This is a genomic window from Cupriavidus sp. UBA2010 (assembly GCF_002335265.1).
GTDB classification, from domain to species: Bacteria; Pseudomonadota; Gammaproteobacteria; order Burkholderiales; family Burkholderiaceae; genus Cupriavidus; species Cupriavidus metallidurans.
Map to the genome: position 1 here is coordinate 308,831 of NZ_DDCI01000020.1, position 26,566 is coordinate 335,396.

A 26,566-nucleotide genomic window follows, 5' to 3' on the forward strand; every position below is an offset into this window, starting at 1 on the left:
TTATTGCTCGATCTGCACGCCGGTGATCTTGACCATGTTCTGCCACTTGGCCACTTCGGTCTCGACGTACTTGCGGAATTCGACCGGATTCAGATTGCCCGCCGCCTCGGCGTTCTGCTTCCTGAGTTTCGCCACCATGTCCGGCGACGACATGATCCGGTTCACCTCGGTATTCAGGCGCGTGACGATAGCGGCCGGCGTTCCGGCCGGTGCGTACAGCCCCAGCCAGGTATAGGCGTCGAAGTTCTTGTACCCGGCCTCGGCAATCGTCGGCACATCGGGGAACAGCTTGCTGCGCTCCAGGCTGGTCACGGCGATCGGGCGCAGCTTGCCGACGGCGATGAACGCGGAGACGCTCATCGAATCCTGGAATACCACCGGAATCTGGCCGGCCACGGCATCACTGGTGGATGGCGACGCACCCTTGTATGGCACGTGCACCAGCGGCGCACCGGTCATATGGCGGAACAGCTCGCCCGCGAGATGGGTGGAGCCTCCCACGCCCGCGGAACCGTAGGGCACGCTGCCCTGGGCCTTGGCCCATGCCACGAACTCGGGCACGGTATGCGCCGGTACCGACGGGTTCACCACGAGCATGTTCGGCGCCTTGGCAATCAGGGCAATCGGCTCGAAGTCCAGGACCGGGCGATACCGCACGGTCTTCTGCACGGCCGGGCCAATCACGTGCCCGGTGGCGCTGAGCAGCAGCGTGTAGCCGTCATTCGGCTTGCGGGCGACGTATTCCGTGGCGAGTTGTCCGGCCGCGCCGGGGCGGTTCTCCACCACGAAGCTCTGCTTGAATGTCTGGCTCAGCTCGGCCGCGAGCATCCGGCCGACGATATCGGTCATGCCGCCGGGCGCGAACGCCACCACGATCGTGACCGGCTTGGTCGGCCACGTATCGGCATGTGCCGGAGCCAGGGAAGTACCGCCTAGTGCGAATGAAAAGCCAATGGCCGCCATGAGGCGACGGCGCCGAAAGCCGTGTTGCATCGATGTCTCCTGCCTTGTCGTTATTCGCCAGGGCTGTGCCGCCCGTGCGTTGGGAATGCCGGGCGCCAGTTTATTTTTGAGGACAGGAAACCACTATCCGAAAGTTTCGAAGCGCGCGTTCGTGGATTTTCAAGGCTTGCATGTCCGGCGCAGGGTGCACAATGCTGCACAGGGATCGGGAGCCGCATTCGGGGGCGCCTCAGCCGGTCTGGCAGACCGTGCCACCCCACCGAACAGCGAACTGTTTTTCCCTCCACTTTGATGTTTTCGATGTGGGGTGCCCCACTCTGGTGCTAAGCTTCGTGCCTGTTCGAAACATCCAGCCACAAGCTCAATTGTTAGGACATTTCGGCTTGCCTCCCAGTCCCGCCGCCTGACGCGGGGTCCCCATCGGGATTTCCCGGGTTTCCATGCCGCGGCGCCCACCAGACACGCCATTCGGAGCGACCCTTCCGCCACACCCACTGCGTGGCGCAGGCGCCGCACATCGCATCAAGAAAATTCAGAGACATCGTGACTTCTCGCACCCTCGATTCCTTCCTGGCCGGGGTCTCCCGGCGTGACCCCAACCAGCCCGAATTCTTCCAGGCCGTGAAGGAGGTCATGATGACCTTGTGGCCGTTCGTCGAGCGCAACCCGCGCTATGGCGATCAGGCCCTGCTGGAACGGCTGGTGGAACCGGAACGCGTGATCCAGTTCCGCGTGGCATGGACCGACGACCGCGGCCAGGTGCAGGTCAACCGCGCCTTCCGCGTGCAGCACAGCTCCGCGATCGGCCCGTACAAGGGCGGGATGCGCTTCCACCCGACCGTGAACCTGTCGGTGCTGAAGTTCCTGGGCTTCGAGCAGACTTTCAAGAATGCGCTGACCACCCTGCCCATGGGCGGCGGCAAGGGCGGTTCGGACTTCGACCCGAAGGGCAAGTCCGACGCCGAAGTCATGCGCTTCTGCCAGGCGCTGATCACCGAGCTGTATCGTCACCTGGGACCGGACACGGACGTGCCGGCCGGTGACATCGGCGTGGGCGCGCGGGAAGTCGGCTTTATGGCCGGCATGATGAAGAAGCTGTCGAACCAGTCAGCCTGCGTGTTCACTGGCAAGGGTCTGGCCTTCGGCGGCAGCCTGATGCGTCCCGAGGCCACTGGCTACGGCACGGTGTACTTCGCGCAGGAGATGCTGCATCGTCGCGGCCGTGAGTTCGACGGGCTGCGCGTGCTGCTGTCCGGCTCGGGCAACGTGGCGCAATACGCCGCCGAAAAGGCGATCGAACTGGGTGCCAAGGTGCTGACGGTGTCGGACTCCGGCGGCGTGTTGCACTTCCCCGAGGGCATGAATCGCGAGCAACTGGACGCGCTGATGACGTTCAAGAACGACACCCGTGGCCGCCTGTCCGACTTCGCCGAGCAGCATGGCCTGCGCTTCGAATCCGGCAAGACGCCGTGGCACGTGCCCGCCGACGTAGCGCTGCCGTGCGCCACCCAGAACGAACTGAACGGTCACGATGCCGAGCGCCTGCTGTCGAACGGCGTGTTCTGCGTGGCCGAAGGCGCCAACATGCCGTCGACGCTGGACGCCGTGGACCGCTTCGTGGCCGCGCGCATCCTGTACGCACCGGGCAAGGCCAGCAACGCTGGCGGCGTGGCAACCTCGGGTCTGGAGATGTCGCAGAACGCAATGCGCATGGCCTGGCATCACGCCGAGATCGACGAGAAGCTCCACGCCATCATGAAGGACATCCACGGCAACTGCATCCACTACGGCCAGAAGGAAGACGGCTACATCAACTATGTGGAAGGCGCCAACATCGCCGGCTTCGTCAAGGTGGCGGATGCCATGCTGGCGCAGGGCGTGATCTGATCCCGCGGTCGGTCGGGCAGCTGGTCTAACCAGACACCCCGATTGCCAGCCGGGGGAGGAATGCGACGAGGCTTGCCTCGTCGCATTTTCTTTGTCCGCTGCGCCGCCACGCATCGTCAGGTAGGATTGGCGCTCACCCTGATCGCGTCGGTCGGCTCCACGCGCTCCGTGTGCTGCGGAGAACACAAGATGGAATACATCAACACCCTGCTGGCACTGACCGGCGTCATGATGCTGAGCGTCGCCAGCCCGGGACCGAATTTCATGATCGTCACATCGACGGCAGTGGCGTCTCGGCGTGCAGGGGTGATCACCGGCCTCGCGCTTGGCGCAGCCTCGGGCACCTGGGCCCTGATCGCGATCGCCGGACTCGGCCTGATCGTCACGCACGTGGCATGGATCGGCACGGCGCTCCGGATCGCAGGCGCCGCCTACCTGATCTGGCTCGGGGCAAAGATGATCCTGACCGCGCGCCACCCGCTAAACGCGCCGCCCCTCATTGCGCCATCCGGCTGGACCGCCGCGAAGAAGGGGTATGTCGTCAGCATGACCAACCCCAAGGCCGTGGCGTTCTACGGCAGCATCTTCGCGTTGATGGTTCCCGCGCACGCGCCGGCATGGTTCCACGTCGCTGTCATCGCCATTGCTGTCGCGGTATCGTCCGCGTGGTACTGCGGCATGGCGCTGCTCGCTTCGCACCCTGCGGTTCACCGGTTACTGATGCGGCGCAAGGCCGTGCTGGATTCCGTGGTTGGAGGACTGCTGATAGTACTTGGCGGACGGATGCTGGCGGCGCGCTAAAGCCATGCCTTCCCCGCCAATTCACCGGGAATGCGACGGGGACGGGAGAAAATCGCCATCGGCCACCATCGGCCACCATCGGCCTACTGATAGTCGAACGTAAAAACCATCGTACCCCTCACGGTGCCCGGACTGGGTCTGGCCGAAAGACTGTGGTACCGGAACGCATAGCGATACGAGGACATGCCGTTGGCTGGAATGTTGCCAAGAGGATTGCGCGCTTGCAGGGGTACGGGGGAATAAGTGCTGCCATCGATCAATTGCACGCCGACCCCGCTGGCCATGTCGGCCGCGCCTTCGTTCTGGATGCCCAGCACGCCCATGGAAGCGGACCTGACAGGCGTCCCGCCGGCGCCATCGAAGGATATGCCCACAACTGCCGCGCCATCGCATGTAAGCCCGATGGAGAATGGCGCAAAGCCCGTCGTCGAACCGTTCCCGGAGAGACTCGATGCCGTGGCATCCGGAAGGGTAACGGTCGTCGGAGCACGCCTGGTGCAGGTAATCTGACGTGGCGTGGCGCTGCCGGTGAAGCCGATGTGGTTCCCCCCACGGCCCAGGCCGACTGCTGAACGATAAACGCCAAAACCAAAAAGCGTTTGTGCGGGGTCCAGGCTGCCTTGACCGATCGCTCCCGTTTTCACGAATTCGATGGAAACGGACACCGCATACGAAAGGTCAGCCGCCAGCGCTCCCAGAGCAGCCGCTCTTGTATCGCAGGCAACACCGATAGCATTGATCATAGGCTGTCCCACGGCGTTCCGTAGCCGAATGCCAATGCCGGCGACACCTGTCGAATACACGCCTGGGGTGATTTCTCTACCGCTGCCGTAATAGCACGCAATGATCGGCGCCCCCGCATAGATCGATTGATTGCCATCCGCGACACATCGACCGCTGAACGTGTAGTTTCGCCTCGTACCCGGGATCTCCGCGCCGACCGCAAGGTTAACCGCCACAGCCATATTGTTCATGGCCTGCAAGTACGGCATGGAAGTCGATGACGAGCAGGCTCCCAGTGCATGGGCAGCGCCAGGAACAGCCACGAAGGCCAGTACACGCAGCATCTTCTTGAGTGTCTCAATCCATACTCGTCGAATCATCACGCTCCCCCAGTTCACGCCATCCTCACAGCCACCACCGGCTACGACCATTTGTTGCAATCCTGATGCAATGGCTTCCGACGTGAAATCGTAGAATCCCTAAATTGCCGCCCAGCGGTCAGGTTCACAATGAGGTGCGGCAATGCGAGCACACGGAGAGAATCGACTAAGATGGCGGCCTCTATCGATCCACGCTGCCCTGCCAGCCCTATCATGGCCCGCCTCAAACTCGACCTGCCCGCCGAGCAGTTCTGCTATTCCACTCACCTGACCGTTCGCGTTACCGACATCAACTCGGCCAATCACCTGGCCAACGACTCGATGATTTCGATGATCTCGGAGGCACGGGCCCGCTTTCTCTTCGAATACGGCAGCGAGGGCGACCGCGTGGACGGTGCGGGCATCATAGTCACCGACCTGGCCACGATGTATCGCAAGGAAGCCCACGCACGCGACCAACTTCTGTTCGAAGTGGGCGTGATGGATTTCAACAAGTACGGCGGCGACATCATCTTCCGCATCACGCGCCCGCAGGATGGCGCGCTGATCGCCATGGCCAAATCCGGCTTCGTCTTCTTCGATTACGCCACCACGCGCGTGGTGCCGATGCCCGATGGCTTCGCCGCGCGCTTCCCAAAGGTGAACTGGGTCGATTGAGCCGACTGAATCAACACAAGCCCCGCGCCCAAAGGCGTGGGGTAGTCCTGCCCTCCCCCCCCTTTTTGCCTGCCCGCGCCCGGAACGATGCGGCTGTAATCTCGCCGCAATCGAAGCGAAATGTCTGCATTTCTATACTCGCCGCTCCAATTCAATAACTGGAGAGAGAGTTCATGAATGTTCGTCACGGCGTTGCGATGGCAACCCTGGGGATGATTGCAGGCACCGCATCCGCGCAATCCAGCGTCACGCTTTATGGGGTCGCCGACGTTGGCATCGAGTACCTCAGCAACGTGCCTTCCGCCAACGGCGGCGCCAGCCAGGTACGAATGGCGTCCGGCAACATGTCCACATCCCGCTGGGGCATTCGTGGTGTCGAGGATCTCGGCGGCGGCCTGAAGGCGATCTTCGATCTCGAAAGCGGTATTTCAGTTGATACCGGTGCGCAGAACAACCGGACCCGGCTGTTCGATCGTACCTCTATCGTAGGTCTGAGCAGCAAGTACGGAACCGTCACGCTGGGCCGCCAGACCACCCCGCTGTATGACACTGCGATCCAGCTCGACCCGATGGGCTTTGCGCCGCGGTACTCGCTCTACAAGAGTGACGACGTGCTGGCCGGACGCGCGGACAACTCGATCAAGTACCGTGGCACGTTCAACGGACTGACCGCCAGCGGCCTGTACAGTTTCAGCCGAACCGGCGGCGGAGAGGTTCCCGGCAACTACACCGTCGACCGCAATCTCGGTATCTCGCTGGCCTATGAGGTGAGTTCCTTCGCGATCGGCGCGGTATATGACGAGTACCAGGGCTCCACACTTGCTACCGCCGAACGCAAGGACCGCCGCATGCTGGTCGGCGCGAGCTACGCCTTCGGCCCGGCGAAGGCCTTCATCGGCTATCGCTGGTACAACGGCAATGTCGGCGCCATGCCGACCGACCGCTCGGATCTGTACTGGGCGGGTCTGCGCTACAGCGTGACGCCCGCGCTGAAGCTGACCGGCGCGGCGTACTACACGAACATGCGCAACTCCGGGGCCGACCCGATCATGTTCGTCGCCTCGGCGGACTATGCATTCTCCAAGCGCACGGACGTGTACATGAATGCCGGCTACGCGCTGAATCGCGGCAACTCCCAGCTCGGCATGAACGGATTCAACGCGCCGAGCGGCAGCCCGACCAACGTCGTTCCCGGCAAGGACCAGACTGGCCTGGTGGTCGGCGTGCGCCACAAGTTCTGAAGCGCCGAACGATCGGCAGCATCGACACTTTCTTGCGAGGGCAAGAGGGTTCTTGGCCTCCGGCTTCCGGAGGCCTTTTTTGTTTGCCATCGCCCGGGAAGGACGTGCGCGCGATCCACCAGCCAACGCACATGGCGACCTGCCGCGGCGCCGTTTTCCTTGATCGGTATCAAACGGAGGATTACCAAGCCTCGCCACTGTCATCAGACGCAATGCTTATGGCATGAAATGCAAAGTCTGGCGTGCACGCAACTCCTACCTTCATGCCAACGCCACGCGCGTTGAATCACCACATCAAAACGATAGGAGACAGATCTTGGCAACGTCCGGCATTCCCTTTCGCATTTTCCTTCGCAATACCCTTTGCGTTCCCCCTCGCGCCACCCAGTGCGCACCCGTGACCTTCGAGGAGGCACGCTGATGCGCATCGAACCAATGACCGCCAGCATCGGCGCCGAACTCGTGGGCGTCAGGCTTTCCGATGCGATTCATGACGATGGCCTGTTCGACGAAATTCGTGCCGCGCTGCTGCGACACAAGGTGCTGTTCCTGCGCGACCAGGACATCTCCCGCGCCGAACATGTGGCATTCGCCGAGCGCTTCGGCAAGCTCGAGGATCACCCGGTCGCCGGCAGCCATCCCGATCATCCGGGGCTCGTGCAGATCTACAAGCGGCCGGACCAGCCGATGGATCGCTACGAGAACGCCTGGCATACCGATGCCACGTGGCGTGAGGCGCCACCTCTGGGTTGCGTGCTGCGCTGCGTGGAATCACCCGAGATCGGCGGCGACACAATGTGGACCAACATGGTGCTCGCCTACGAGAACCTGCCCGCTCATATCAAGACGCAGATTGCCGGCCTGCGCGCGCGGCACAGCATCGAGGCGAGCTTCGGTGCTGCCATGCCGATCGAGAAGCGCCTGGCGCTGAAGGCGCAGTACCCCGACCCCGAACATCCCGTCGTGCGGGTCCATCCCGAGACTGGCGAGAAGGTCCTCTTCGTCAATGCGTTCACCACGCACTTCTCCAACTTTCATACGCCCGCGCACGTGCGCTACGGACAGGACTACAACCCGGGCGCGGGCGAACTGCTGCGCTACCTGATCAGCCAGGCATTTATTCCCGAGTACCAGGTGCGCTGGCGCTGGAAGGCCAACAGCATGGCGATCTGGGACAACCGGAGCACCCAGCACTACGCGGTGATGGACTACGCACCGTGCCATCGCAAGATGGAGCGCGCCGGCATCATCGGCGACAAGCCCTTCGGCATCGGCGAAGGCGAAGTCAAGGCAGAGTCGGCGCAGCCGGCCACGGCCTGAACGTTCAATTCCACGGAGAGAGACATGGATTTCATCGACGGTTCGATGTTCCCGGAAAACCAGCAGAAGCTCGTCATTACCGCCGCGCCGTATGGGCCCGAGTGGATACCTTCCGATTTTCCGGAAGACATCCCGGTGACGATGGAGCAGCAGATCCAGAAGGCGGTGGACTGCTATAACGCCGGTGCCACCGTGCTGCACGTTCACGTGCGTGAAGTGGACGGCAAAGGTTCCAAGCGGCTGTCCAAGTTCAACGAACTGCTGGCCGGCATCCGTGCCCGCGTGCCGGACATGATCCTGCAGGTGGGCGGATCGATCTCGTTCGCGCCGGAGACCGAGGGCGACGTGGCCAAGTGGCTGTCGGACGATACGCGCCACATGCTGGCCGAGCTGAAGCCGACGCCGGACCAGGTGACCATCGCGATCAACACCAACCAGATGAACGTGGTGGAACAGATGTGCGCGGCCGACGTGGCGGGCACGTCGCTGGCCGAACCGGCCAACTACCGCGCCTATCGCGAAATGACGATTCCGGCCGGCCCGGAGTGGGTGGAGGAGCATATCCGCCGGCTCAGCATCAACGGCATCCAGACCCACTTCCAGCTTGCCAACATCGCGCAACTGGAAACGGTGGAACGGATGATGCGCCGGGGCAGCTGCAATGTGCCCCTGATCCTGACCTGGGTGGCGATTGGCGGCGGCTTCGAGGCGCCTAACCTCTACAACCTCGCCAACTTCGTGCGCGCTTGCCCGAACGGCTCGGTGCTGACGCTGGAAACGTCGATGCTGAACGTGCTGCCGCTGAACATGATGGCGATTGCCATGGGACTGCATGTGCGCTGCGGCATCGAGGACAACCTCTGGGCGCAGCGACGCGACCGCAAGATCGGCACAGTCGAGCAGATCGAGCAGCTCGTGCGCATCTCGCGCGAGTTCGGCCGGGATGTCGCCAACGCGAAGGAAGCGCGCGAGATCTACAAGATCGGGACGTTCTACGACAGTGCCAACGAGACGTTGGCGGAGAACGGCTTCGCGCCGAACCGCAAACCCGGCCAGGTAGGCTTTACACAGCACGCACGCCGCTAAGGCCCTAAGACCCTAGGGCCATCCTGCTCGCCAATGCCCCGACAGCCGACCTGGCAGTCGGGGCATTGGTCGTCCCACGGATTGCAAGTGACTCCGGCAACGCGGTAATTCCCACTGGGTGATAGGTGTCATACGCACCGGCACCTTGTCACGACCTACCGATCCGCGCAAACTTCCCCAGATCGACAACTTTCCTTCCTGGGGTAACGGGTATGCAGACCAGCGCGCGCAATCAGTTTTCCGGTGTCGTTGCACAAGCCACGGCTGGCGCCGTCAACGACGAGATCATCATTGCCATCAACGGTGGCCAGCAGATCGTCGCCACCGTCACACACGACAGCGCCGCCCGCCTGGGCCTGAAGACCGGTGCCAAGGTCGTCGCGCTGGTCAAGGCAACGTCCGTCATCGTGATGGTCGATGCGGATGCCACCAAGGTTTCGGCCCGCAACTTCGTGCAAGGCAAGGTCACGAATCTGACCAAGGGCGCCGTCAATGCCGACGTGACAATCACAGGTGACAACGGCATGGCCGTCGCCGCAATCATTACTAACGCAAGCGTCGACCGGCTGGGCCTGGCTGTCGGCAAGCCGGCAGCAGCCATGTTCAAGGCATCGAGCGTGATCGTTGGCGTGGACAACTGAGCCGACTTCCGCGCGACCAGAACGGTCAGCGGAAACATGAAAAAAGCTCCGGTGACGATGCCGTCCACCGGAGCATGGGCCTTGCCATAGCGATCAGCAATCGGCAATCAGCCCTGCATGACGTACTCGCCGGGCGCATCCCGGAGCGAACCCGGCGCGGAGTCGCGTAGCGCGCAGCGGCCCGAGGACTGCTCGGCCAGCCACTCGTGCCAGCACGGCCACCATGAACCGTCATATCTGGTGGCCTCTTCGGCATAACGATCTGGATCCTTGTATTCACCGTTCGGCGCCCGGGTGGCCACACGGTAGCGGCGACCCTTGTGGCCCGGCTCCGAAACAACACCCGCGTTGTGACCGCCAGACGTCAGCACGAAGGTCAGCGCGTTGTGCGTCAGCAGATGCAGCTTGTAGGCGGATTTCCACGGCGCCACGTGATCGTGCTCGGTGCCAACCACGAACATCGGCGCCTCGACATCGGCCATGGCCACGGGGTAACCATCCACGCAGAACCGGCCTTCGGCCAGTTCATTGCGGAGGAAGAGCCGTGACAGCACTTCGCTATGCATGCGATACGGCAGGCGTGTCGTATCGCGGTTCCAGGACATCAGGTCATTGGGGCGATCGCGCTCGCCCAGCAGGTACTCCCGCAGCACCCGAGACCAGACCAGATCCCTGGCACGCAGCATCGAGAAGGCCTGCGCCATCTGAAAGCCATCGAGGTACCCCTGCTTGCGCATCAGCGCATCGAGCGTCGACAACGCGCTGTCATCGATGAACAGGCCAAGCTCACCGGGTTCGTCGAAGTCGGTTTCCGTTGCAAATAGCGTCACGCTGCGCAGGCTGTCGTCCTTGTCGCGCGCCAGCTTCGCGGCGGCAATCGCCAGCAGCGTGCCGCCCAGGCAATACCCCACGGCGTGTACCTGTTCCTGGCCGCAGCGCTCGCGCACGGTGGTCAGCGCGGTGAGCAGGCCCTGCTTGAGGTAGTCATCGAGGCTGGTATCACGTGCCTCGGCGCCCGGGTTGCGCCATGACAGCATGAACACCGTGTGACCCTGGTCCACGAGGTACTTCACCATCGAGTTCTGAGGCTGAAGATCGAGGATGTAGTACTTCATGATCCACGACGGCACGATCATGACCGGCTCGCGATACACGGAATCGGTAGTCGGACTGTACTGGATCAGCTCGAACAGATCATTGCAGTAGACGACCTTCCCCGGCGTGAGCCCCACATCGCGACCCACCACATACGCGTGCGGCAGCCGCCCGATCGGCAGATGCAGCCGCTCGCCGACCGCGTCATAGAGATCCTCGACGAAGTTCCCGGCGCCGCGAACGAAGTTGGCGCCCCGCGTCTGCATCGTGGCATCCAGAACCGTCGGGTTCATCCACCAGACATTGCTGGGAGACATCATGTCGAGCCATTGGCGCGCGCAGAACGCCGCGATCCGCTGATGATGCGGAGAGAGCCCGTCGATGTCGCTGGTCAGCGCCATCCACAAGGACTCAAGCCGCAGGAAGCCATCGCGCAAGACGCAGTACGGCCAGTTTTCCCAGCCCGGCGCGGAAAAGCGCTGATCGGTGACGACCGGCGGACGCGGCATGAACGGCGGCGCCAGCGAATACTCGGCGGCGGCCGTGGCCTGCCATTGCAGCGCGGCCCGCCAGCGCTTGCCTGGCGAAGCTGCCAGATGCATGGCCCAGTCGGTCCAGGCTAGCGCCAGCGACCCGAAGGAAACACCACCGGTCATCGAGGCGAGCAATGCCCTGACCTGTTCGTCATAGGCGACGTCGGGCCGCAGCGGCTGGGGTTCCGGGCAGGTAGCAGCCGCCGGAGCAGGGGAAGCCGCCGGCGCCAATTTTGCCGGTGCCGATACGGCAGCCTTCCGTGCAGCCGGAACCGAAGGGGTTGATGTCGATGGCTTGGGTGAGGTGGCCTTCGCCCGTTTGGCGGGCGGGGCCTGTTCGATCAGCGTATCCGTGGCGTGTTCGAGGGCGACTGGCTTCTTGGGGCGCATGGTTCAATCCATATGTTGGCCACCATTGATGGCAAGGTTGGCGCCGGTCACGTACGCGCCATCGTCCGAGCAGAGGTAGCTGATCAGCGCGGCCACTTCTTTCGGCTGGCCCAGGCGGCCGACCGGAATCTGAGGAATCACGTGCTGATCGAGCACGTCCTGCGGCACTGCCCTCACCATCTTCGTATCGAGATAGCCGGGAGAAACGGTGTTGACCGTCACGCCCTTGCTGGCCAGCTCCAGCGCCAGCGATTTGCTGAATCCGTGGATGCCTGCCTTGGCCGCGGCATAGTTAGTCTGGCCAAACGCGCCCTTCGAGCCGTTGATCGACGAGATATTCACGATCCGGCCCCAGCGACGCTCCACCATGCCTTCACAGAAAGGCTTGCTCATGTTGAACACCGAATCGAGGTCCGTGGACATCACGGCGCGCCAGGCTTCGTGCGTCATCTTGCGCAAGGTCGAATCGCGCGTGATGCCGGCATTGTTGATCAGGACATCCACCGGGCCCACCTCGGACAGAATCCTGGCCGCGCATTGCTGGCAGGATTCGAAGTCGGCGACATCCACCGGGTAGGCCACGAGCTCGCGTTGCTGCGTACTGTGTTCGCGCAGCCAGGTCGCGACATGATCATTGCCAAGCGAATGCGTGACGACCACGCGAAATCCGTCGCTCAGCAGCCTTTCGGCGATGGCTTCGCCCAGACCGCCCATACCGCCCGTCACTACCGCAATGCGTCCGGAGCTCATGATGTCGCACCGCCCTTGGCGGAGCGCGAGCGGGCGGCGCTGGTCGCAGTCGTGGCGGACTCGCTGGGCGGTACCACCCCAAACGGCGTCATCTTTCCGAGTCGCTCGTAGAACTCGGCCAGGGATGCGGACAGCGGATCGAGCACCGCAGCAGCAGCGCCATTGACGTTGCCGTTGCCCCTTGCCGTCTCGCTGGTGGTCTCGACTCGCTTCACCCAGTCACTGCCACATTCCCGGCACTGCTCAAGCCACGCCGACGTCGCTTCGACCAGGACCTTGCCGTAGGCCCGTGCCAGCGCGGCCTGGGCCTCTGCCTGATCTGTCAGTGTCTGTGCCTGCGCGGCTTGCAACGAGGCCCAATCGGCCACCCCCGCCATACGGCTTTGCGCACTATGCATCGCGGTCAGGCGATGCTCCAGGCTCTTCAGATGGGTCTCGATCAGGTTGCGGCGGGTTTCAGCCGCAAGCGCCGCGAACTTGTAACTGTTCTCGAGAAACGCACGGGCCGCATCCAGCATCGGATCGGTGGTCGCAGAACGGAGCATTGCCATTGCTATCTCCTTGAGTTGACGTGATGGGGTGACGATCCGTCATTCGATCGAGTCTAGGCATAGGGCTAGGCCACCAATTGACGTATGTCAAGTTTGACGGGAATGTAGAAATCCATCGAACATTGCAGAAAGTCCGACACCCTTTTACCCAAAGGGTTGCACTTGAATGCACTAAACTTGGCCGATTCCTGTATCGAACGCGCCGGTCAAGTCGAATAGCTCCCGCGCCGCCGATTCGATCTCCGGCTTGTGGAGCGCGCAGGCCTCCATTCCGGCCTCGTATGGAAGTGGGGACGCTATGCACATGCAACCTGCCGTGCTACCGGAAAGTCTGGGGATCGTCTGATCCAACCGCATCCACCTACGCCCCCTTAAATTGATGCGAATCAATCTTGCTGCCCCTCTTCCCACTACGCTGAGATACAAGAACGCAAGGGCATTGAATAAGGAAGCGCGCATGGATGACGCAGCATTGACCTACGCCTTACTGCAACCCAGTGCATATCCCCCGCCGGTTCAGGACGTTCAGGTCATCGAAACGCATATCTCGCGGGTGTTCCTGGCGGGGCCATTCGCCTACAAGGTCCGCAAGCCCGTCAAATTCGATTTCGTGGATTTCTCGACCCCGCAAGCCCGGCACGCTGACTGCGAGGCAGAACTGCGCCTGAACCGCCGCTTCGCCCCGGCGCTTTACCTTGATGTTCTGCCAATCGTCGCGGGCGAAACCCCGGGCGCCGTCGTCGTCGGTGGCAGGGGCACACCGCTGGAGTACGCGGTCAGGATGCGACGGTTCGCACAGCACGATCTACTCATCGACATGATCGGCGCAGGCCGCCTGGGGCCGGATCACATCGACGCGCTCGCCAGGGACATCGCGATCTTTCATGGTGCGCAACCGCGCGCTGCCCCACACGAAGGCTTCGGCACGCCGGCCAGTATCGACGCCACGCTTGAAGAATGCCTGGACGGCCTGGCGCGGCTGACCTTCGACCGAAACATGACAGACCGCGTCGCGAACGCCGCGCGCGCACGGGTTGCGGCACTACAAGACGCATTTCAGGCGAGACTGCACCACGGCCATGTTCGCGAGTGTCATGGCGACCTGCACCTGGGCAACATCGTCCTGCTCGACGGCAATCCGACGCCCTTTGACTGCCTCGAGTTCGAACCGCGCCTGCGCTGGATCGACACGGCCAGCGATATCGCATTCCCGTTCATGGATCTACTGCACCACGGCCGGCCGGACCTTGCCTATCGGTTGCTCAACGGCTATCTGGAGCGCCATGGCGACTATGCCGGGCTGGCAGTGCTGCCGTTCTACGTCGCCATGCGGGCGCTCGTACGCGCGCGCGTGCGACTGGAGCGTGCCCGGCAACGCCACGTCGAAAGCACTGCGCTTGATCTCGTACACGTCGAATGCCGCGCCCTGCTGAATCTGGCGTTCCAGTTTCTGACGTTGCCCGCCGCCCCCCTGTGGGTGATGCACGGCCTCTCCGGTAGCGGGAAATCGACCGTCGCGGCAACCATGAGCGAAACACGCGCCATGGTGCGCGTCCGCTCCGACGTGGAACGCAAGCGGTTGCGCAACGCAAATGCGCAGCAGGAAGCCAGGTATTCGGACAGTGTGACGGCACGCACGTATCATCGCGTGCTGGCCATTTGCAGGCTGGGCTGCACGGCAGGCTTTCCGATGATCGCCGATGCGACATTCCTCTCGCATGACCAGCGCGCCCGCTTCGCAAATCAGGCACGTCGATTGGGAGTACGGTTCTTCATCGTCGATTGCAAAGCGCCAGTCGAAACCTTGCGCGCGCGCATCGTCGCCCGGGCACAGGCACGCCAAGACCCATCGGATGCGGATCTGGCCGTGCTTGCCTTGCAATTGCGCGCGCATGACCCGCTGACCACGGAAGAACGCATCCACGTGGTGCCCGCCGATCACCCGGGCTAGTGCCATCGGCATTGGCATCGCCCTGCCGTCCCTACGACCGCACTCGCTGCAGTTCGTCAATGCGGCGTTGATAGCTCCGCATCAGGCAGGCCTTGTCCACACAGACGTTGCGTGAATCGCGGAGCCACGTCCGTTGGTCCGCCCGCAGCCGCGCCCTGTTGCTCGATGTCTTCATCTTCTGATCGTAGATCCGCGCCAGTTGGTCGTCGGCGCGGGTCAGCTCCGCATCTCCGCATATGAGCTGCCCCGCGACGGATGTCAGCTTGCTGCAGCCAAAGCTCCGGGCAAGCGCATCCTTCGCGCCGCTCCGCCCTTCCAATCGCCCTGGCTTGCATAGCCCCTGCAGCGACTTGCAAGCGATGTTCGGGCCGACCCAGGCCATTTCGGTAGCGCCATACTTGTCAACGAAGCGATTGATGGCCGCGTGGCTGACGCCTCTCAGCATTGCGTTTGCCGCGATGATCTCATTGCAGAGCGAGTCCTCTGCATAGGTATTGCCCTCGTGACGGTAGCAGCTATGGAAGCCCAGCATGCCGCTCCCGACAACGCTTCGACGTGCCCCCGAGGCGAACAGGATCGACGCACAGGCGGACGCGCATTTCGCGCCATTGGGGACCACGGTATAGATGCGCGCCTTGTCCATGACGTCGACCATGCGGAAGGCGGCCTCGACATTGCCACCCGGACTGTCCAGGATGAACACGACGAGCCCTTCGTCGTCGCGATCGGCCCGTTTCACTGCTGACTGAAACCGCTTTGCATCACCGTCGTCGATCCGTCCTTCCCCGACCACCATTTTCATGTTGAGCTGTGGCTGGTAGTAGATCCTGAAGCCCATTGCCGCAGCCACGCCGGGAGCAGCCAGCACCGCGACCAAGCAAAGCCACGGCAGCAGCCGCTGCAGCACGGATCGCGCCGCACTGTTATTGCTTGCCTGGCCCACGATGCCTCGCATTCGCCATCTCCCTGGAAAGCGGACAGCATAGCCTCGAATCCGTCTCCCGAGCGCATGCGGCTTCGCGGCGCCTCGCCGCGGTTGCCGCCAGTCCGCCATGGATTATCCGGACGCCATTCGGCGCCGAGTTAGGGTAATGTGTGCGTGTCCACAGCCTGCGGCGTCACTTCGCCTGCGCGGTTGCGGGCGATCCCCCGGCCAGACGCGCGCGGACACGGGGCGACTTAAAGGAGACATCCATGATTTCCCACGTGGCCGCCGCCGGGCGCGCTTCGCGAGGCGGCACGTCCAGTGAGGCCCCGGAGACCGATCAGCCCGGACTGATCGCCCAAGCGCACGAGCGTTCGAAATCGTATGGCCTGCGGCCTCATGAATCGCCCGAATTCTTCCCCGCGCGGCCAAGCGAGCTGAAAACGCAGATCGAGCGCAGCCAGTCGCTGTTCACCCACGCGCTGCCTGTCATGGAGACGCTCCACAACCAGATCGTCAACACGCAAAGCATGGTGATCCTGACCGACTCGGCTGGATTGATCCTGCATTCGCTTGGCGATGATGACTTCCTGGCCAAGGCCAGCAAGGTGGCCTTGCAGCCGGGCGCGCTGTGGTCCGAGGAAAGCCGGGGCACCAACGCCATCGGCACGGCGCTGGCCGAGGGCCGGCCCACGCTGGTCCACGCCGCCGAGCACTACCTGGAAGCCAACCGGTTCCTCACCTGCTCCTGCGCGCCGATCCTCGACCCGTACGGCAGGACCGTCGGCGCGCTCGACGTCACCGGCGATCATCGCGGCTTTCACAAGCACACCATGGCCCTGGTGCGCATGTCGGCGCAGATGATCGAGAACCAGTTGTTCGCCAATGCCTTTCAGGACGTGGTGTGCGTGCACTTCCACTCGCGGCCAGAGTTCATCGGCACACTGGTCGAAGGCATCGCCGCTTTCACGCCCACCGGGCGCTTTCTCTCCGCCAACCGGAGCGGCGTCTTCCAGCTGGAATTGTCGATTGGCGCATTGCAGGCGCATACCTTCTCATCGCTGTTCGGCATGTCGATGCCCCAACTGATCGACTCGGTACGCGGCGCGCCCGCCGGCACCGTCCAATTGCAGCTGCAGAGTGGCGTGAAGGTGTACGCGCGCGTGGAGTGGAAGCGGCCCGCCAGCCAGATCGCACGCGCCACCATAAACCGCGATGTGGCCCGCCAGCGCGATACAACGCCAGCCCGCCGACCGGGCAACGGGACGTCGCAGCCAGACGGTCTGGATGCCCTCGATACTGGCGACACCCAGATCAAGAGCGTCATCGGCAAGCTGCGCAAGGTCATCGGCAAGGACATTCCGATCATGGTGCTGGGCGAGACCGGCACCGGCAAGGAGTTGCTGGCCCGTGCCATCCATGCCGACAGCCCGCGTCGCGCCGGGCCATTCGTCGCCGTCAACTGCGCGTCGATTCCCGAGGCATTGATCGAGTCCGAACTGTTTGGCTACGAAGAGGGGGCATTCACGGGCGCGAGAAAAAAGGGCGGCATCGGCAAGATGGTGCTGGCCAATGGCGGCACACTGTTCCTCGACGAGATCGGCGATATGCCACTGCATCTGCAAGCGCGGCTGCTGCGCGCGCTACAGGAGCGTACGGTGTCGCCGCTGGGCAGCAACAAGCTGGTTCAGGTCGACGTCGCCGTGGTTTGCGCCACGCACCGTAACATGCGCGAGATGATGGCCAGCGGCCAGTTCCGCGAGGACCTGTATTACCGCCTGAATGGATTCGTGGTGCGTCTGCCGGCGTTGCGCGAGCGTGACGACCTGGATGCCGTGGCGCAGAGGCTGCTGCAACAGGACCATGCGAATGCGCTGCCGCTCAGCGAACCAGTGACACGGATGCTGCGCAGCTACCACTGGCCCGGCAATATCCGCCAGCTTGCCAACCTGCTACGCACCGCGCAACTGATGGCCGAGGGATCGCCTGAAATCACGGAAGACCACCTGCCTGACGACTTCCTCGAAGACTGGCGCGCGCGACACGCGGCGGAGCCGAACGGAAACGATACTCGCCCCAGTCGGCTCGCCGACATCGAAAGCATGGCCATCCTGACTGCGCTGAAGGCCCACGACGGCAATATCTCGGCGACGGCCAAGGCGCTCGGCGTTTCACGCAATACCGTCTACCGCAGAATCGAGGAAGCGGGCGGCCTGCCGCCGCAAAGCGACTGACCACCCTTCCCGATGACGGGAGCGGAAGCATCCGCCCCCGTCAGCCATCGGAAGGAGATCAGAAGAAGCCCAGCGGCTGCGTGTCGTAGCTGACCAGCAGGTTCTTGGTCTGCTGGTAGTGGTCGAGCATCATCTTGTGGGTCTCGCGGCCCACGCCCGACTTCTTGTACCCGCCGAAAGCAGCGTGAGCGGGATACAGGTGGTAGCAGTTGGTCCACACACGCCCCGCCTGGATGGCGCGGCCCACACGGTAGGCGCGGTTGATGTCGCGCGTCCACAGCCCCGCGCCCAATCCGTACTCGGTGTCGTTAGCGATCCGAACGGCCTCCGCCTCATCCTTGAATGTGGTCACGGCGATGACCGGCCCGAAGATTTCCTCCTGGAACACGCGCATGTCGTTGCGGCCCTTGAGCAGCGTCGGCTTGATGTAGTAGCCCTTGGCAAGGCTGCCGGGCATGACCTCCACATCGCCACCGACCAGGCATTCGGCGCCCTCTTCCCGGGCGATGTCCAGATAGCCGCGAATCTTGTTGTACTGCTGCTCGGACGCCTGCGCGCCGACCATGGTCTCGGTGTCGAGCGGATCGCCGCGTTTGATGGCGGCCACCTTGGTCATCACGGCATCCATGAAGCGGTTGTAGATGGATTCCTGCACCAGCGCGCGCGACGGGCACGTGCACACCTCGCCCTGGTTGAAGAACCCCAGCACCAGCCCCTCGGCCGCCTTCTCGATGAAGCTCGGCTCCGCCTGCATGATGTCCTCGAAGTAGATGTTGGGTGATTTGCCTCCCAGCTCCACGGTCGAAGGGATGATGTTCTCGGCCGCGCATTTGAGAATGTGCGAACCGACGGGGGTCGACCCGGTGAAAGCGATCTTGGCAATGCGCTTGCTGGTTGCCAGTGCCTCTCCGGCCTCCTTGCCAAAGCCGTGCACCACGTTCAGCACGCCCGGCGGCAGCAGGTCGCCAATCAGCTCCATCAGCACGTTGATCCCCAGCGGGGTCTGCTCGGCCGGCTTGAGCACGATGCAGTTGCCAGCAGCCAGCGCGGGCGCCAGCTTCCATGCCGCCATCAGCAAGGGAAAGTTCCACGGGATGATCTGGCCCACCACGCCCAGCGGTTCGTGGATGTGGTACGCCACGGTGTGCTCGTTCAGCTCGGCCGCCGAGCCTTCCTGCGCGCGGATGCAGCCGGCGAAGTAGCGGAAATGGTCCACGGCCAGCGGAATATCGGCATTGAGCGTCTCGCGCACTGGCTTGCCGTTGTCCCACGTCTCGGTGACGGCCAGCAGTTCGAGGTTTTGTTCGATGCGGTCGGCAATCTTCAGCAGGATCAGCGAGCGGTCCTGTACAGCGGTGCGACCCCAGGCGCCCGCCGCGGCGTGGGCGGCATCGAGCGCAAGGTTGATGTCCTCGGCGGTCGAGCGCGGAAATTCGGCGATCGCCTCACCGGTCACCGGCGTGGTGTTGGTGAAGTACTGGCCCTTGACAGGCGGCACGAACTCGCCGCCGATGAAGTTGCCGTAGCGCGGCTTGAACGAAACGATGGCGCCGGGGGTGCCGGGATGGGCGTAACGCATGGACTGTCTCCTGATGGATGAGTGACGACGCCAGCGTTCTGGTCTGATTCTGCGTGGCGTCCATGCGTTATCTGCAAAACCCGGGCCACCTTCCGTCGTGGCCCGCTCAAGCCGGAATCCGGTCGATACACCGCGGTGGCAACGAGAGAGACTGTTCAAGAATGGAACACCGGCTGTTCCAGGGATCAACAGTCGGTGGCTACCGCCCTCACCGCTCAGCGGCTCGGCGGCTTAGCGGCTCAGCGCTGCGACGGCGTCGCACCTGCGGCCGGGAATCGCATCCGCGCGGCCAGACCGCCCAGCGAGGAGCGCTTCAGTTCGAACACCCCGTCGTACATCGCGCAGATATCGCGCACGATAGACAGGCCCAGCCCACTGCCCTCGACGGATTCGTCCAGCCGGGAGAAGGGTTGCATGGCCTGATGCATGGAGCTTGCGGGCATACCCGGGCCATCGTCGTCGACGCAGATCTCGATCTCCGATTCCTGCGATACCAGCGTCACGCGGATATGCGTGTTCGCCCATTTCCAGGCGTTGTCCAGCAGGTTGCCGAGCATCTCGACAAGATCCTGCCTGTCACCGAAGAAGTCGGCATTGCCTTCCACACTCACTTCAATCGGCTTGCCCGCATGAAGCCGCACAAGCGCGCGGGCCAGTTCCTCGACCGCCGGGCGGATCGCAACGCTCCGCCCGCCCGCGCCGGCGGCACCCACCGCGCGGGCCCGGGACAGATGCCGATCCACCTGCTGGCGCATCGCGTCCACCTGCTGCAGCACGCTCTGGGACAGCGGACCGGGCAAGGCCGTGGCGCTGTTGGCCAGGATCGCCAGCGGCGTCTTGACCGCGTGGGCCAGATCCGCCGCCTGCCGGCGCGACCGCTCCACGGCATCGTGATTGCGTTTGAGAAGCGCGTTGATCTCATCGACCAGAGGCTTCACTTCGGCCGGCCATACGCCCTGCAACGTGGGGTCGCCACCGCCATGCAGCTTTGCCACCGCCGCGCGCAAGCGGCTCAGCGGCGCCAGCCCAAAGCGGATCTGCGCCCAGACGGCGCCGAGAATGCCCACACCAAGGATGCCGAGTGACAGCCACAACAGATGCCGGAACGACCGTTTGGCGTCCCGCAGTTCGGTGCGATCCAGTGCCACCGTGATCTGGACGTACGCGTCATCCCCGGTCAATTGCAGCCTGCGGGACTTCACCAGCAGCGACTGGCCTTCCGGGCCGTTCCGGATATCGGCGTCTCCCGCCGGAATCTTGCGCTCGATCGTCGTGGGGATATCGATGTCCCACAGCGACCGCGACCGTAGCGATTGCGTGCCCGACGCGGCCTGCCAGTAGGCGCCCGAGTATGGCCGTTCAAAGCGCGGATCGGCGGGCTGGCGCGTCAGTTCCAGCTGGCCGTGGCCATTCCATTCGAGCGCGGCGGCAAGGCTGGTCAGGTCCCGGTCCAGCTCGGTCACGTAAGTCTTGTCGACGTGGCGCCCGAACAGCGTATCGAGCACCCAGCCCGTGGCGCACAACGTGCCGACCACCCACAGCGTGGCAATCAGCAGCAGCCGGCCCGCGATGGTGGGCCGCTTCATGCGCCGTGTTCCGGCGGACGCAGCCGGTATCCGAGGCCACGCACCGTTTCGATGACATCGACGCCCAGCTTGCGTCGCAGGCGACCGACGAATACCTCGATGGTATTGCTGTCGCGGTCGTGGTCCTGCGCGTAGATATGCTCGGTCAGCGTGGTCTTGCTGACGATCACACCCTGGTGGTGCATCAGGTAGTCGAGCACCTTGTACTCGTGGGCGGTAAGGATGATGGGCGATCCGTCCACGCTGACCTGACCGGTGGCAGGCGCCAGCGCGACGGGCCCGCAGACGAGAACGGGCGAGGTATGGCCGGTGGAACGGCGGATCAGCGCCCGGATACGGGCCAGCAGTTCCTCGGCACGGAACGGTTTGGTGAGATAGTCATCCGCGCCCGCGTCGATGCCTTCCACCTTTTCCACCCAGCTGTCACGCGCGGTCAGAATCAGCACCGGCACGCCGTTGCCGGCCTGGCGCCAACGCTTGAGCACGGTCAGGCCATCGAGCTTGGGCAGGCCCAGGTCGAGAATGACCGCATCATAGGGATTCTCGGTACCGAGATGCTCGGCGTCGATGCCATCTGACGCGTGGTCCACCACATACCCTGCCTGAGACAGCGTATCGGCAAGCTGGCGCGCCAGTGTGGCTTCGTCCTCGATCAGCAGGATGCGCATCGTCGTCAGGGCTTGCGGGCTTTGTCGAGGTCATGCCCCTTTGCCTTCAACAGGCGCGCGTTGCGGGCATCGTACTTGAGCTTGGCCACCGCGCTGTTCGGCAGCAGCAGCTTGACTTCATAGGTCCATATCCCGTCATCGCGGTCCAGCTTGACGTCGATGACATCGCCCGTGTACTGGTTCGAAACGGTCTCGAGGATATGGGACAGGGGCAGGATCTCGCCCGAGCGCAGCGCCTCGCGGGCGCGGTCGGCATCGGTATCGGCATGGGCGATGCCGGCGGCGCCAAAAGGGCCGAGCGCGGCAACGAGGATCAGGATGTGCGCTGCGGGGCGCAGCCAGCGTGTCAAGGCATTCATGGGGCGCATGTTGCGGGGGCAAGCCTGAACAGAAGCTGAACGCCGCGCTCAGGCGCGGTTCAGGCTCGACAGCGCATGATGCCACGACATTCTCACTCCGTCGCCGCCATGTCACAACGATCCGCCCTACACGCAGTGCTCGCCGGCCTGGTCCAACTCGCCCCGCTGGCCGTGGCGATGGCCGCCGCGGCACTGCCCTTCTGGTACAGCACGCTTTCCCGCTGACCGGAGATCCGGTCACCCCGGTTCAAGCGCCGAGCGTGGCAATGATGTCGCGTGCCATCGGTGCCCGCCCGTGCGGGCTGCCGGATGTCTCAGCCCACCTCCCCCCGCATCCCGATCTCGCCGATGAGCTTGTCGTAGCGGGCGTTATCCGCGGCTACCATCTGCGCGAATTCGGCGGGCGATGCGCTCCTGCGAATCTCTCCCGCGTTTGCCTTCATCGACGCATCGAGTTTCCCACTGGCCTGCAATGCGGCCATGGCATCGAACAACTTCTTCGTCAGCGGCGCTGGCAGGCCAGCCGGGGCAAACAGGCCGCTCCAGTTGTCGAGCACGAAGCCTGGCGGCAACGATTCCGCCAGCGTCGGCACGTCGGGAAAATAGATCGACCGCGCGGCTGACGACACCGCCAGCGAACGAAGCTGTCCGTTACGCAGGAACGGTGCCGCTGTCGATAGAACGGGCATGCCGAACTGCGTCTGCCCACTCATCATCGCCGTCACGATTTCGCTGGCACCCTTGTAGGGGATGTGAACCGCCTTGGTTCGCGTCTGGTGGAGCAGCGACTCCACTGCCAGGTGCGACACACTGCCCTTTCCGCCCGATCCATAGTTCAAGCCATCTGGCTGCCGGCGCATTGCGTCAATCAGGTCACGCGCTGTCTTGTATGGCGACGAGGCCGGCACGGCCAACACTACCGGGCCGCCGGACAGCGCCGAAATCGCGGTGAAGTCCTTGGTCGCGTCATACGGCTGGTCACGATACAGGTGGACGTTGATCACGTGCTGGTTGGCCAGCACACCGAGCGTGTAGCCATCCGGCTCGGCACGCTTCAGCGCGCGAGCGCCGATGATGCCGCCCGCGCCACCGACGTTTTCCACCACCAGCGGCTGGCCCAGCACGGGTGCCAGTTCGGCGGAGATTGTGCGGGCCATCGAGTCGGGCGCGGTTCCCGCGATGAACGGCACGATCAGCCGGATCGGGCGCGATGGATAGGGCGCGGCTGCGCTGGCCACGCGGCTCATCATGCCGCTCAAGGCCGTGGCACCGGCCACGGCGCCTGCTGTGGCAAACCACTGACGACGATTCATGCTTGTCTCCTGTCATGCGGCGCATTGTCTTGTATCGCAATGTCGCCACGCAAATGCGTTGAGGCCCGTCGGTCAGGTCAGACCCGATCAGGCCAGTTGGTCATGCCCCAGTGGGATCCAGAATCGCCTTGGCGACCGTATTCCGCTGGATCTCGCTGGTGCCCGTGAAGATGCGGAACATGCGCAGCTTGCGCCAGGTCTGCTCCACCGGATGGCCGCGCGTCACGCCCACGTTGCCGTGAATCTGCACCGCCTTGTCGGCCACCTCGAAGCAGCGCTCTGACACAAACAGCTTGCACGCCGCCGCCTTCATCCGCAGGTCGGCGCCGGCATCGGCAAGCATCGCAGTCTGCGCGATCATGCTCTCGCACGCCCACAGCGCGGCGGCCATATCGGCCAGCATGTGCTGGATGGCCTGGAAACGCGCGATCGGGCCACCAAACTGGCGGCGCGTGCCTGCGTACTGTACTGACGCCTTGTAGGCACTCGTGGCCAGCCCCAGCATCGACGGACAATGCAACAGCCGGTTGACGTTGATACGCGACATGCCGAGCTTGAAGCCACGCCCTTCGCCACCGAAGATGTTCGCACGCGACACACGCACGTTCTCGAAGCGGATATCGCCGTCAATATGCTGACCCGACATCGGTACGTACTCGGTACTGACGGTCACGCCCGGCAGATCAAGGTCGACGAGGACCGCAGTAATCGACGGTGGCGCGGTGGCGGCATCGGTCACGCACATCACGATGGCAAAGTCCGCGAACGGCGCGCCGCTGATGTAGTGCTTCTCGCCGTTGATGACGAGATCATCGCCATCTACGACGGCACTGGTGCGAATGCTCTGCGCATCCGAACCAGAATGCGTCTCCGTCAGCGCGAAGCACGTGGACTTCTGTCCGCGAATTACCGGCTGGAAGTAGCGCTCGATCTGGTCGGGCGTCGCGTACTTGAGCATGTTGCCCACGCGCGGCGGCCCGCCGAGATCGCCCAGCACGTGCGGCGCCAGCACCGCCCCGCTGGCAGCCAGATCGGCCTTGAGCGCGCACTGCTCCGCGATATTGAGACCCTTGCCGCCCAGTTCCACGGGCAGGCAGGCCGCGTAGAGCCCGAGTTCGCTGGAACGGCGCCAGACGTTGCGCAGCACCTCGCGCGGCCACGCGTCTTCCGCGCCCAGATCCAGCTCGCGCTCCAGCGGCCGCAGTTCCTCGTCGATGAAGCGCTGGATCGCCGCGCGCGTTTCCAGCAGCACGGGGTTGGTCAGGTGATCGAACATGATGTGTCCCTTAATTGACGCGGCGGCTGGCGCCCACCCAGTACTGTTCCCGCACGACTTTGCGCGCCAGCTTTCCGCTTGCGTTCTTGGGCAGTTCGGCCACGAAATCGACCGTGCGCGGCGACTTGTAGTCGGCAATGCGCGCGCGGCAATGGCCGATCAACTCCGATGCGCTGGCTTGCCGGCCCGGCCACAGCGCCACCACGGCCTTGACGCTTTCGCCCCAGGTTTCGTCGGGCACACTGATCACGCAGGCTTCCATGACGTCCGGATGCTGGTACAGCGTCGCCTCCACCTCGGTCGGGTACACATTGAAGCCGCCGGAGATAATCATGTCCTTCTTGCGATCGACGAGGTACAGGTAGCCATCGGCATCCACACGCGCCAGGTCGCCGGTGTGCAGCCAGCCGTCGATCAGTACTTCGCTGGTGAGACCGGGCTCGCCCCAGTAGCCCTGGAACACATCCTCGCCACGAATCACGAGTTCGCCGATCTCGTCGTCGCTGACCTCCTCACCGCGTTCGTTGACGACCCGCACTTCGGTTTCCCCCATGGCGCGACCGCACGATGCCAGCCGCTCTGGATGCCGCGCGAGTGCCTCGGCATGATCCGCCGTGGATAGCCGGGTAACGCCGGACGTCGATTCGCTGGCGCCGTAGCCTTGCGACAGGATTGGACCGATGCGTTCCCACGCCTCGCGAATGCGTGCGGGCGCCATGGGCGCGGCGCCGTAGGCCAGCGTCTTCAGGCAACGCAGGTCTGCCGTGGCCAGTGTGGGCTCGGCCAGCAGCAGGTTGATCATCGCCGGCACCATGAACACGTGCGTCAGGTTCAGACGCGGCACCTCGGCCAGGAAGTGCGCGGGCTCGAACCTCTCGAACAGGACCAGCGTGGCGCCAAGGAACAGATACGGCTGCATCAACATGCCAGACGCATGGGTAATCGGCCCGATCAGCGCCAGGCGATCGCCCGGGCGTGCAGGGCGATCCATGCCCAGGATCATCTTGCGCATCGACGCCAGCCGGTTGCCATAGCTCTGCATCGCTGCCTTGATCTTGCCGGTGGAGCCCGACGAGAAATGCAGCACGGCGATGTCGTCTGGCTGCGGCACATAGTCGATGGCGGTGGTGGCGCCGCCATCGATCAGTGCTTCATAGGCACCGTACTGGCCCTCCGCCCCGGCAATCGCAAAGAAATGCTCCACGCAGCCGAACCCGCGCGATTCCCGCTGGTATCGCGTATAGCCGGGGCCGACGATCATCACGCGTGGCGTGCAGTTTTCCACGACATCCGACGCCTCTTCGGCGGTGAAGCGGGGATTCAGCGCGGCCTTGACCAGCCCGGCCTTGTACAGCGCGCATTCGATCTCCACGATCTCCGGACAGTTTCGCGCCTGGATCGCCACGCGGTCGCCACGGGTCAGGCCCAGTGCCAGCAGCGCGTTCGCCAGCCGCGTGGAACGCTCGTCGAGCTGGCGATAGGTCAGCACGCGATCCCGGTACAGCACGGCCGGACTATCGCCCCAGTAACGAGCGGCGCGCCTGAGGAAGTAGGCGAACGTCATGCATGTCTCCTTGCAACTTGTCTGGTGTTTGTGCGCCCAGTCTGTAAGATGACGGGCATCACTACAATGCATTTACTGGAATAAAGTCATAAA

22 protein-coding genes are annotated in these 26,566 nt (G+C 63.7%); 9 read left to right on the top strand and 13 right to left on the bottom strand.

What is annotated here, in order from left to right; translation table 11 throughout:
• Positions 1-993, bottom strand: coding sequence for a tripartite tricarboxylate transporter substrate binding protein (locus B2246_RS15995; RefSeq protein WP_286881899.1), 993 nt, complete (start codon positions 991-993; stop codon positions 1-3).
• A gap of 513 nt (positions 994-1,506) precedes the next feature.
• Here B2246_RS15995 and gdhA point away from each other — a divergent pair.
• Positions 1,507-2,850, top strand: a complete 1,344-nt coding sequence (gdhA, locus tag B2246_RS16000; RefSeq protein ID WP_035883960.1) for an NADP-specific glutamate dehydrogenase — start codon at positions 1,507-1,509, stop codon at positions 2,848-2,850.
• Between the two features lie 189 nt (positions 2,851-3,039).
• A complete protein-coding gene (locus B2246_RS16005; protein WP_186426179.1) occupies positions 3,040-3,651 on the top strand; it encodes a LysE family translocator in 612 nt (203 codons plus the stop codon).
• A gap of 83 nt (positions 3,652-3,734) precedes the next feature.
• Here the strand turns inward: B2246_RS16005 and B2246_RS16010 are convergent, their stop codons facing one another.
• Positions 3,735-4,805 (bottom strand): fimbrial protein, encoded by a 1,071-nt coding sequence (locus B2246_RS16010; protein WP_286881897.1) that lies wholly within the window; start codon positions 4,803-4,805, stop codon positions 3,735-3,737.
• A 162-nt stretch (positions 4,806-4,967) separates the two neighbouring features.
• Here B2246_RS16010 and B2246_RS16015 point away from each other — a divergent pair, with 162 nt between their 5' ends.
• From B2246_RS16015 to B2246_RS16035, 5 genes are all read left to right on the top strand, one after another.
• Entirely contained in the window at positions 4,968-5,411 is a 444-nt protein-coding gene (locus B2246_RS16015) for a thioesterase family protein (protein WP_008642504.1), read from the top strand.
• 173 nt (positions 5,412-5,584) lie between these two features.
• Positions 5,585-6,652, top strand: a complete 1,068-nt coding sequence (locus B2246_RS16020) for a porin (protein WP_008642502.1) — start codon at positions 5,585-5,587, stop codon at positions 6,650-6,652.
• 420 nt (positions 6,653-7,072) lie between these two features.
• Positions 7,073-7,972, top strand: coding sequence for a TauD/TfdA dioxygenase family protein (locus tag B2246_RS16025; protein WP_008642500.1), 900 nt, complete (start codon positions 7,073-7,075; stop codon positions 7,970-7,972).
• Positions 7,973-7,996: 24 nt separating this feature from the next.
• A complete protein-coding gene (locus tag B2246_RS16030; protein WP_008642499.1) occupies positions 7,997-9,058 on the top strand; it encodes a 3-keto-5-aminohexanoate cleavage protein in 1,062 nt (353 codons plus the stop codon).
• Positions 9,059-9,270: 212 nt separating this feature from the next.
• Complete coding sequence (locus B2246_RS16035; RefSeq protein WP_008642498.1) at positions 9,271-9,699, top strand: TOBE domain-containing protein; 429 nt, start codon at positions 9,271-9,273, stop codon at positions 9,697-9,699.
• A gap of 107 nt (positions 9,700-9,806) precedes the next feature.
• Here B2246_RS16035 and B2246_RS16040 read toward each other — a convergent pair whose 3' ends face one another.
• The 3 genes from B2246_RS16040 to B2246_RS16050 are packed head-to-tail and all read right to left on the bottom strand — an operon-like array spanning position 9,807 to position 13,018.
• Complete coding sequence (locus tag B2246_RS16040; protein ID WP_008642497.1) at positions 9,807-11,717, bottom strand: PHA/PHB synthase family protein; 1,911 nt, start codon at positions 11,715-11,717, stop codon at positions 9,807-9,809.
• A 3-nt stretch (positions 11,718-11,720) separates the two neighbouring features.
• The gene (phbB, locus tag B2246_RS16045; RefSeq protein ID WP_286881896.1) at positions 11,721-12,467 is read right to left on the bottom strand and encodes an acetoacetyl-CoA reductase; all 747 of its coding nucleotides are present in this window, start codon (positions 12,465-12,467) and stop codon (positions 11,721-11,723) included.
• Positions 12,464-13,018 carry a hypothetical protein gene (locus B2246_RS16050; RefSeq protein ID WP_286881894.1) on the bottom strand — a complete coding sequence of 185 codons (555 nt, stop codon included), beginning with the start codon at positions 13,016-13,018 and terminating at the stop codon, positions 12,464-12,466. Before B2246_RS16050 ends, phbB begins: the two co-directional genes overlap by 4 nt.
• Before the next feature lie 457 nt (positions 13,019-13,475).
• On the opposite strand from B2246_RS16050, the gene B2246_RS16055 reads away from it, so the two are divergent.
• A complete protein-coding gene (locus tag B2246_RS16055) occupies positions 13,476-14,969 on the top strand; it encodes a bifunctional aminoglycoside phosphotransferase/ATP-binding protein (protein WP_286881893.1) in 1,494 nt (497 codons plus the stop codon).
• Between the two features lie 31 nt (positions 14,970-15,000).
• On the opposite strand, the gene B2246_RS16060 is transcribed toward B2246_RS16055, so the two are convergent.
• Entirely contained in the window at positions 15,001-15,876 is an 876-nt protein-coding gene (locus B2246_RS16060) for a lysozyme inhibitor LprI family protein (protein WP_234707059.1), read from the bottom strand.
• A gap of 287 nt (positions 15,877-16,163) precedes the next feature.
• Here B2246_RS16060 and B2246_RS16065 point away from each other — a divergent pair, with 287 nt between their 5' ends.
• Complete coding sequence (locus B2246_RS16065; RefSeq protein ID WP_286881892.1) at positions 16,164-18,128, top strand: sigma-54-dependent Fis family transcriptional regulator; 1,965 nt, start codon at positions 16,164-16,166, stop codon at positions 18,126-18,128.
• A gap of 58 nt (positions 18,129-18,186) precedes the next feature.
• Here B2246_RS16065 and B2246_RS16070 read toward each other — a convergent pair whose 3' ends face one another.
• The 7 genes from B2246_RS16070 to B2246_RS16100 form a co-directional block, all read right to left on the bottom strand.
• Complete coding sequence (locus B2246_RS16070) at positions 18,187-19,707, bottom strand: aldehyde dehydrogenase family protein (protein WP_008642488.1); 1,521 nt, start codon at positions 19,705-19,707, stop codon at positions 18,187-18,189.
• Positions 19,708-19,946: 239 nt separating this feature from the next.
• Positions 19,947-21,293: a sensor histidine kinase gene (locus B2246_RS16075; RefSeq protein WP_017512553.1), complete on the bottom strand. Its 1,347-nt coding sequence runs from the start codon at positions 21,291-21,293 to the stop codon at positions 19,947-19,949.
• On the bottom strand, positions 21,290-21,961 hold the full coding sequence (locus B2246_RS16080) for a response regulator transcription factor (protein ID WP_186426183.1): 672 nt from the start codon (positions 21,959-21,961) through the stop codon (positions 21,290-21,292). The genes B2246_RS16075 and B2246_RS16080 overlap by 4 nt, the downstream gene beginning before the upstream one ends.
• A gap of 5 nt (positions 21,962-21,966) precedes the next feature.
• The gene (locus B2246_RS16085) at positions 21,967-22,320 is read right to left on the bottom strand and encodes a PepSY domain-containing protein (protein WP_017512555.1); all 354 of its coding nucleotides are present in this window, start codon (positions 22,318-22,320) and stop codon (positions 21,967-21,969) included.
• Between the two features lie 314 nt (positions 22,321-22,634).
• Entirely contained in the window at positions 22,635-23,633 is a 999-nt protein-coding gene (locus B2246_RS16090; protein ID WP_186426193.1) for a tripartite tricarboxylate transporter substrate-binding protein, read from the bottom strand.
• 100 nt (positions 23,634-23,733) lie between these two features.
• Positions 23,734-24,909 (bottom strand): acyl-CoA dehydrogenase family protein, encoded by a 1,176-nt coding sequence (locus B2246_RS16095; RefSeq protein ID WP_286881890.1) that lies wholly within the window; start codon positions 24,907-24,909, stop codon positions 23,734-23,736.
• Between the two features lie 10 nt (positions 24,910-24,919).
• Positions 24,920-26,473: an AMP-binding protein gene (locus B2246_RS16100; protein ID WP_035883980.1), complete on the bottom strand. Its 1,554-nt coding sequence runs from the start codon at positions 26,471-26,473 to the stop codon at positions 24,920-24,922.
• Positions 26,474-26,566 lie beyond the last annotated feature (93 nt).

What these genes read in the sequence shown, in the direction of transcription:
- B2246_RS15995 (WP_286881899.1), bottom strand. Translation starts at nt 993, where the DNA reads ATGCAACACGGCTTTCGGCGCCGTCGCCTCATGGCGGCCATTGGCTTT.
- B2246_RS16005 (WP_186426179.1), top strand. Translation starts at nt 3,040, where the DNA reads ATGGAATACATCAACACCCTGCTGGCACTGACCGGCGTCATGATGCTG.
- B2246_RS16010 (WP_286881897.1), bottom strand. Translation starts at nt 4,805, where the DNA reads ATGGTCGTAGCCGGTGGTGGCTGTGAGGATGGCGTGAACTGGGGGAGC.
- B2246_RS16015 (WP_008642504.1), top strand. Translation starts at nt 4,968, where the DNA reads ATGGCCCGCCTCAAACTCGACCTGCCCGCCGAGCAGTTCTGCTATTCC.
- B2246_RS16020 (WP_008642502.1), top strand. Translation starts at nt 5,585, where the DNA reads ATGAATGTTCGTCACGGCGTTGCGATGGCAACCCTGGGGATGATTGCA.
- B2246_RS16025 (WP_008642500.1), top strand. Translation starts at nt 7,073, where the DNA reads ATGCGCATCGAACCAATGACCGCCAGCATCGGCGCCGAACTCGTGGGC.
- B2246_RS16030 (WP_008642499.1), top strand. Translation starts at nt 7,997, where the DNA reads ATGGATTTCATCGACGGTTCGATGTTCCCGGAAAACCAGCAGAAGCTC.
- B2246_RS16035 (WP_008642498.1), top strand. Translation starts at nt 9,271, where the DNA reads ATGCAGACCAGCGCGCGCAATCAGTTTTCCGGTGTCGTTGCACAAGCC.
- B2246_RS16040 (WP_008642497.1), bottom strand. Translation starts at nt 11,717, where the DNA reads ATGCGCCCCAAGAAGCCAGTCGCCCTCGAACACGCCACGGATACGCTG.
- phbB (WP_286881896.1), bottom strand. Translation starts at nt 12,467, where the DNA reads ATGAGCTCCGGACGCATTGCGGTAGTGACGGGCGGTATGGGCGGTCTG.
- B2246_RS16050 (WP_286881894.1), bottom strand. Translation starts at nt 13,018, where the DNA reads ATGGCAATGCTCCGTTCTGCGACCACCGATCCGATGCTGGATGCGGCC.
- B2246_RS16055 (WP_286881893.1), top strand. Translation starts at nt 13,476, where the DNA reads ATGGATGACGCAGCATTGACCTACGCCTTACTGCAACCCAGTGCATAT.
- B2246_RS16065 (WP_286881892.1), top strand. Translation starts at nt 16,164, where the DNA reads ATGATTTCCCACGTGGCCGCCGCCGGGCGCGCTTCGCGAGGCGGCACG.
- B2246_RS16070 (WP_008642488.1), bottom strand. Translation starts at nt 19,707, where the DNA reads ATGCGTTACGCCCATCCCGGCACCCCCGGCGCCATCGTTTCGTTCAAG.
- B2246_RS16075 (WP_017512553.1), bottom strand. Translation starts at nt 21,293, where the DNA reads ATGAAGCGGCCCACCATCGCGGGCCGGCTGCTGCTGATTGCCACGCTG.
- B2246_RS16080 (WP_186426183.1), bottom strand. Translation starts at nt 21,961, where the DNA reads ATGCGCATCCTGCTGATCGAGGACGAAGCCACACTGGCGCGCCAGCTT.
- B2246_RS16085 (WP_017512555.1), bottom strand. Translation starts at nt 22,320, where the DNA reads ATGAATGCCTTGACACGCTGGCTGCGCCCCGCAGCGCACATCCTGATC.
- B2246_RS16090 (WP_186426193.1), bottom strand. Translation starts at nt 23,633, where the DNA reads ATGAATCGTCGTCAGTGGTTTGCCACAGCAGGCGCCGTGGCCGGTGCC.
- B2246_RS16095 (WP_286881890.1), bottom strand. Translation starts at nt 24,909, where the DNA reads ATGTTCGATCACCTGACCAACCCCGTGCTGCTGGAAACGCGCGCGGCG.
- B2246_RS16100 (WP_035883980.1), bottom strand. Translation starts at nt 26,473, where the DNA reads ATGACGTTCGCCTACTTCCTCAGGCGCGCCGCTCGTTACTGGGGCGAT.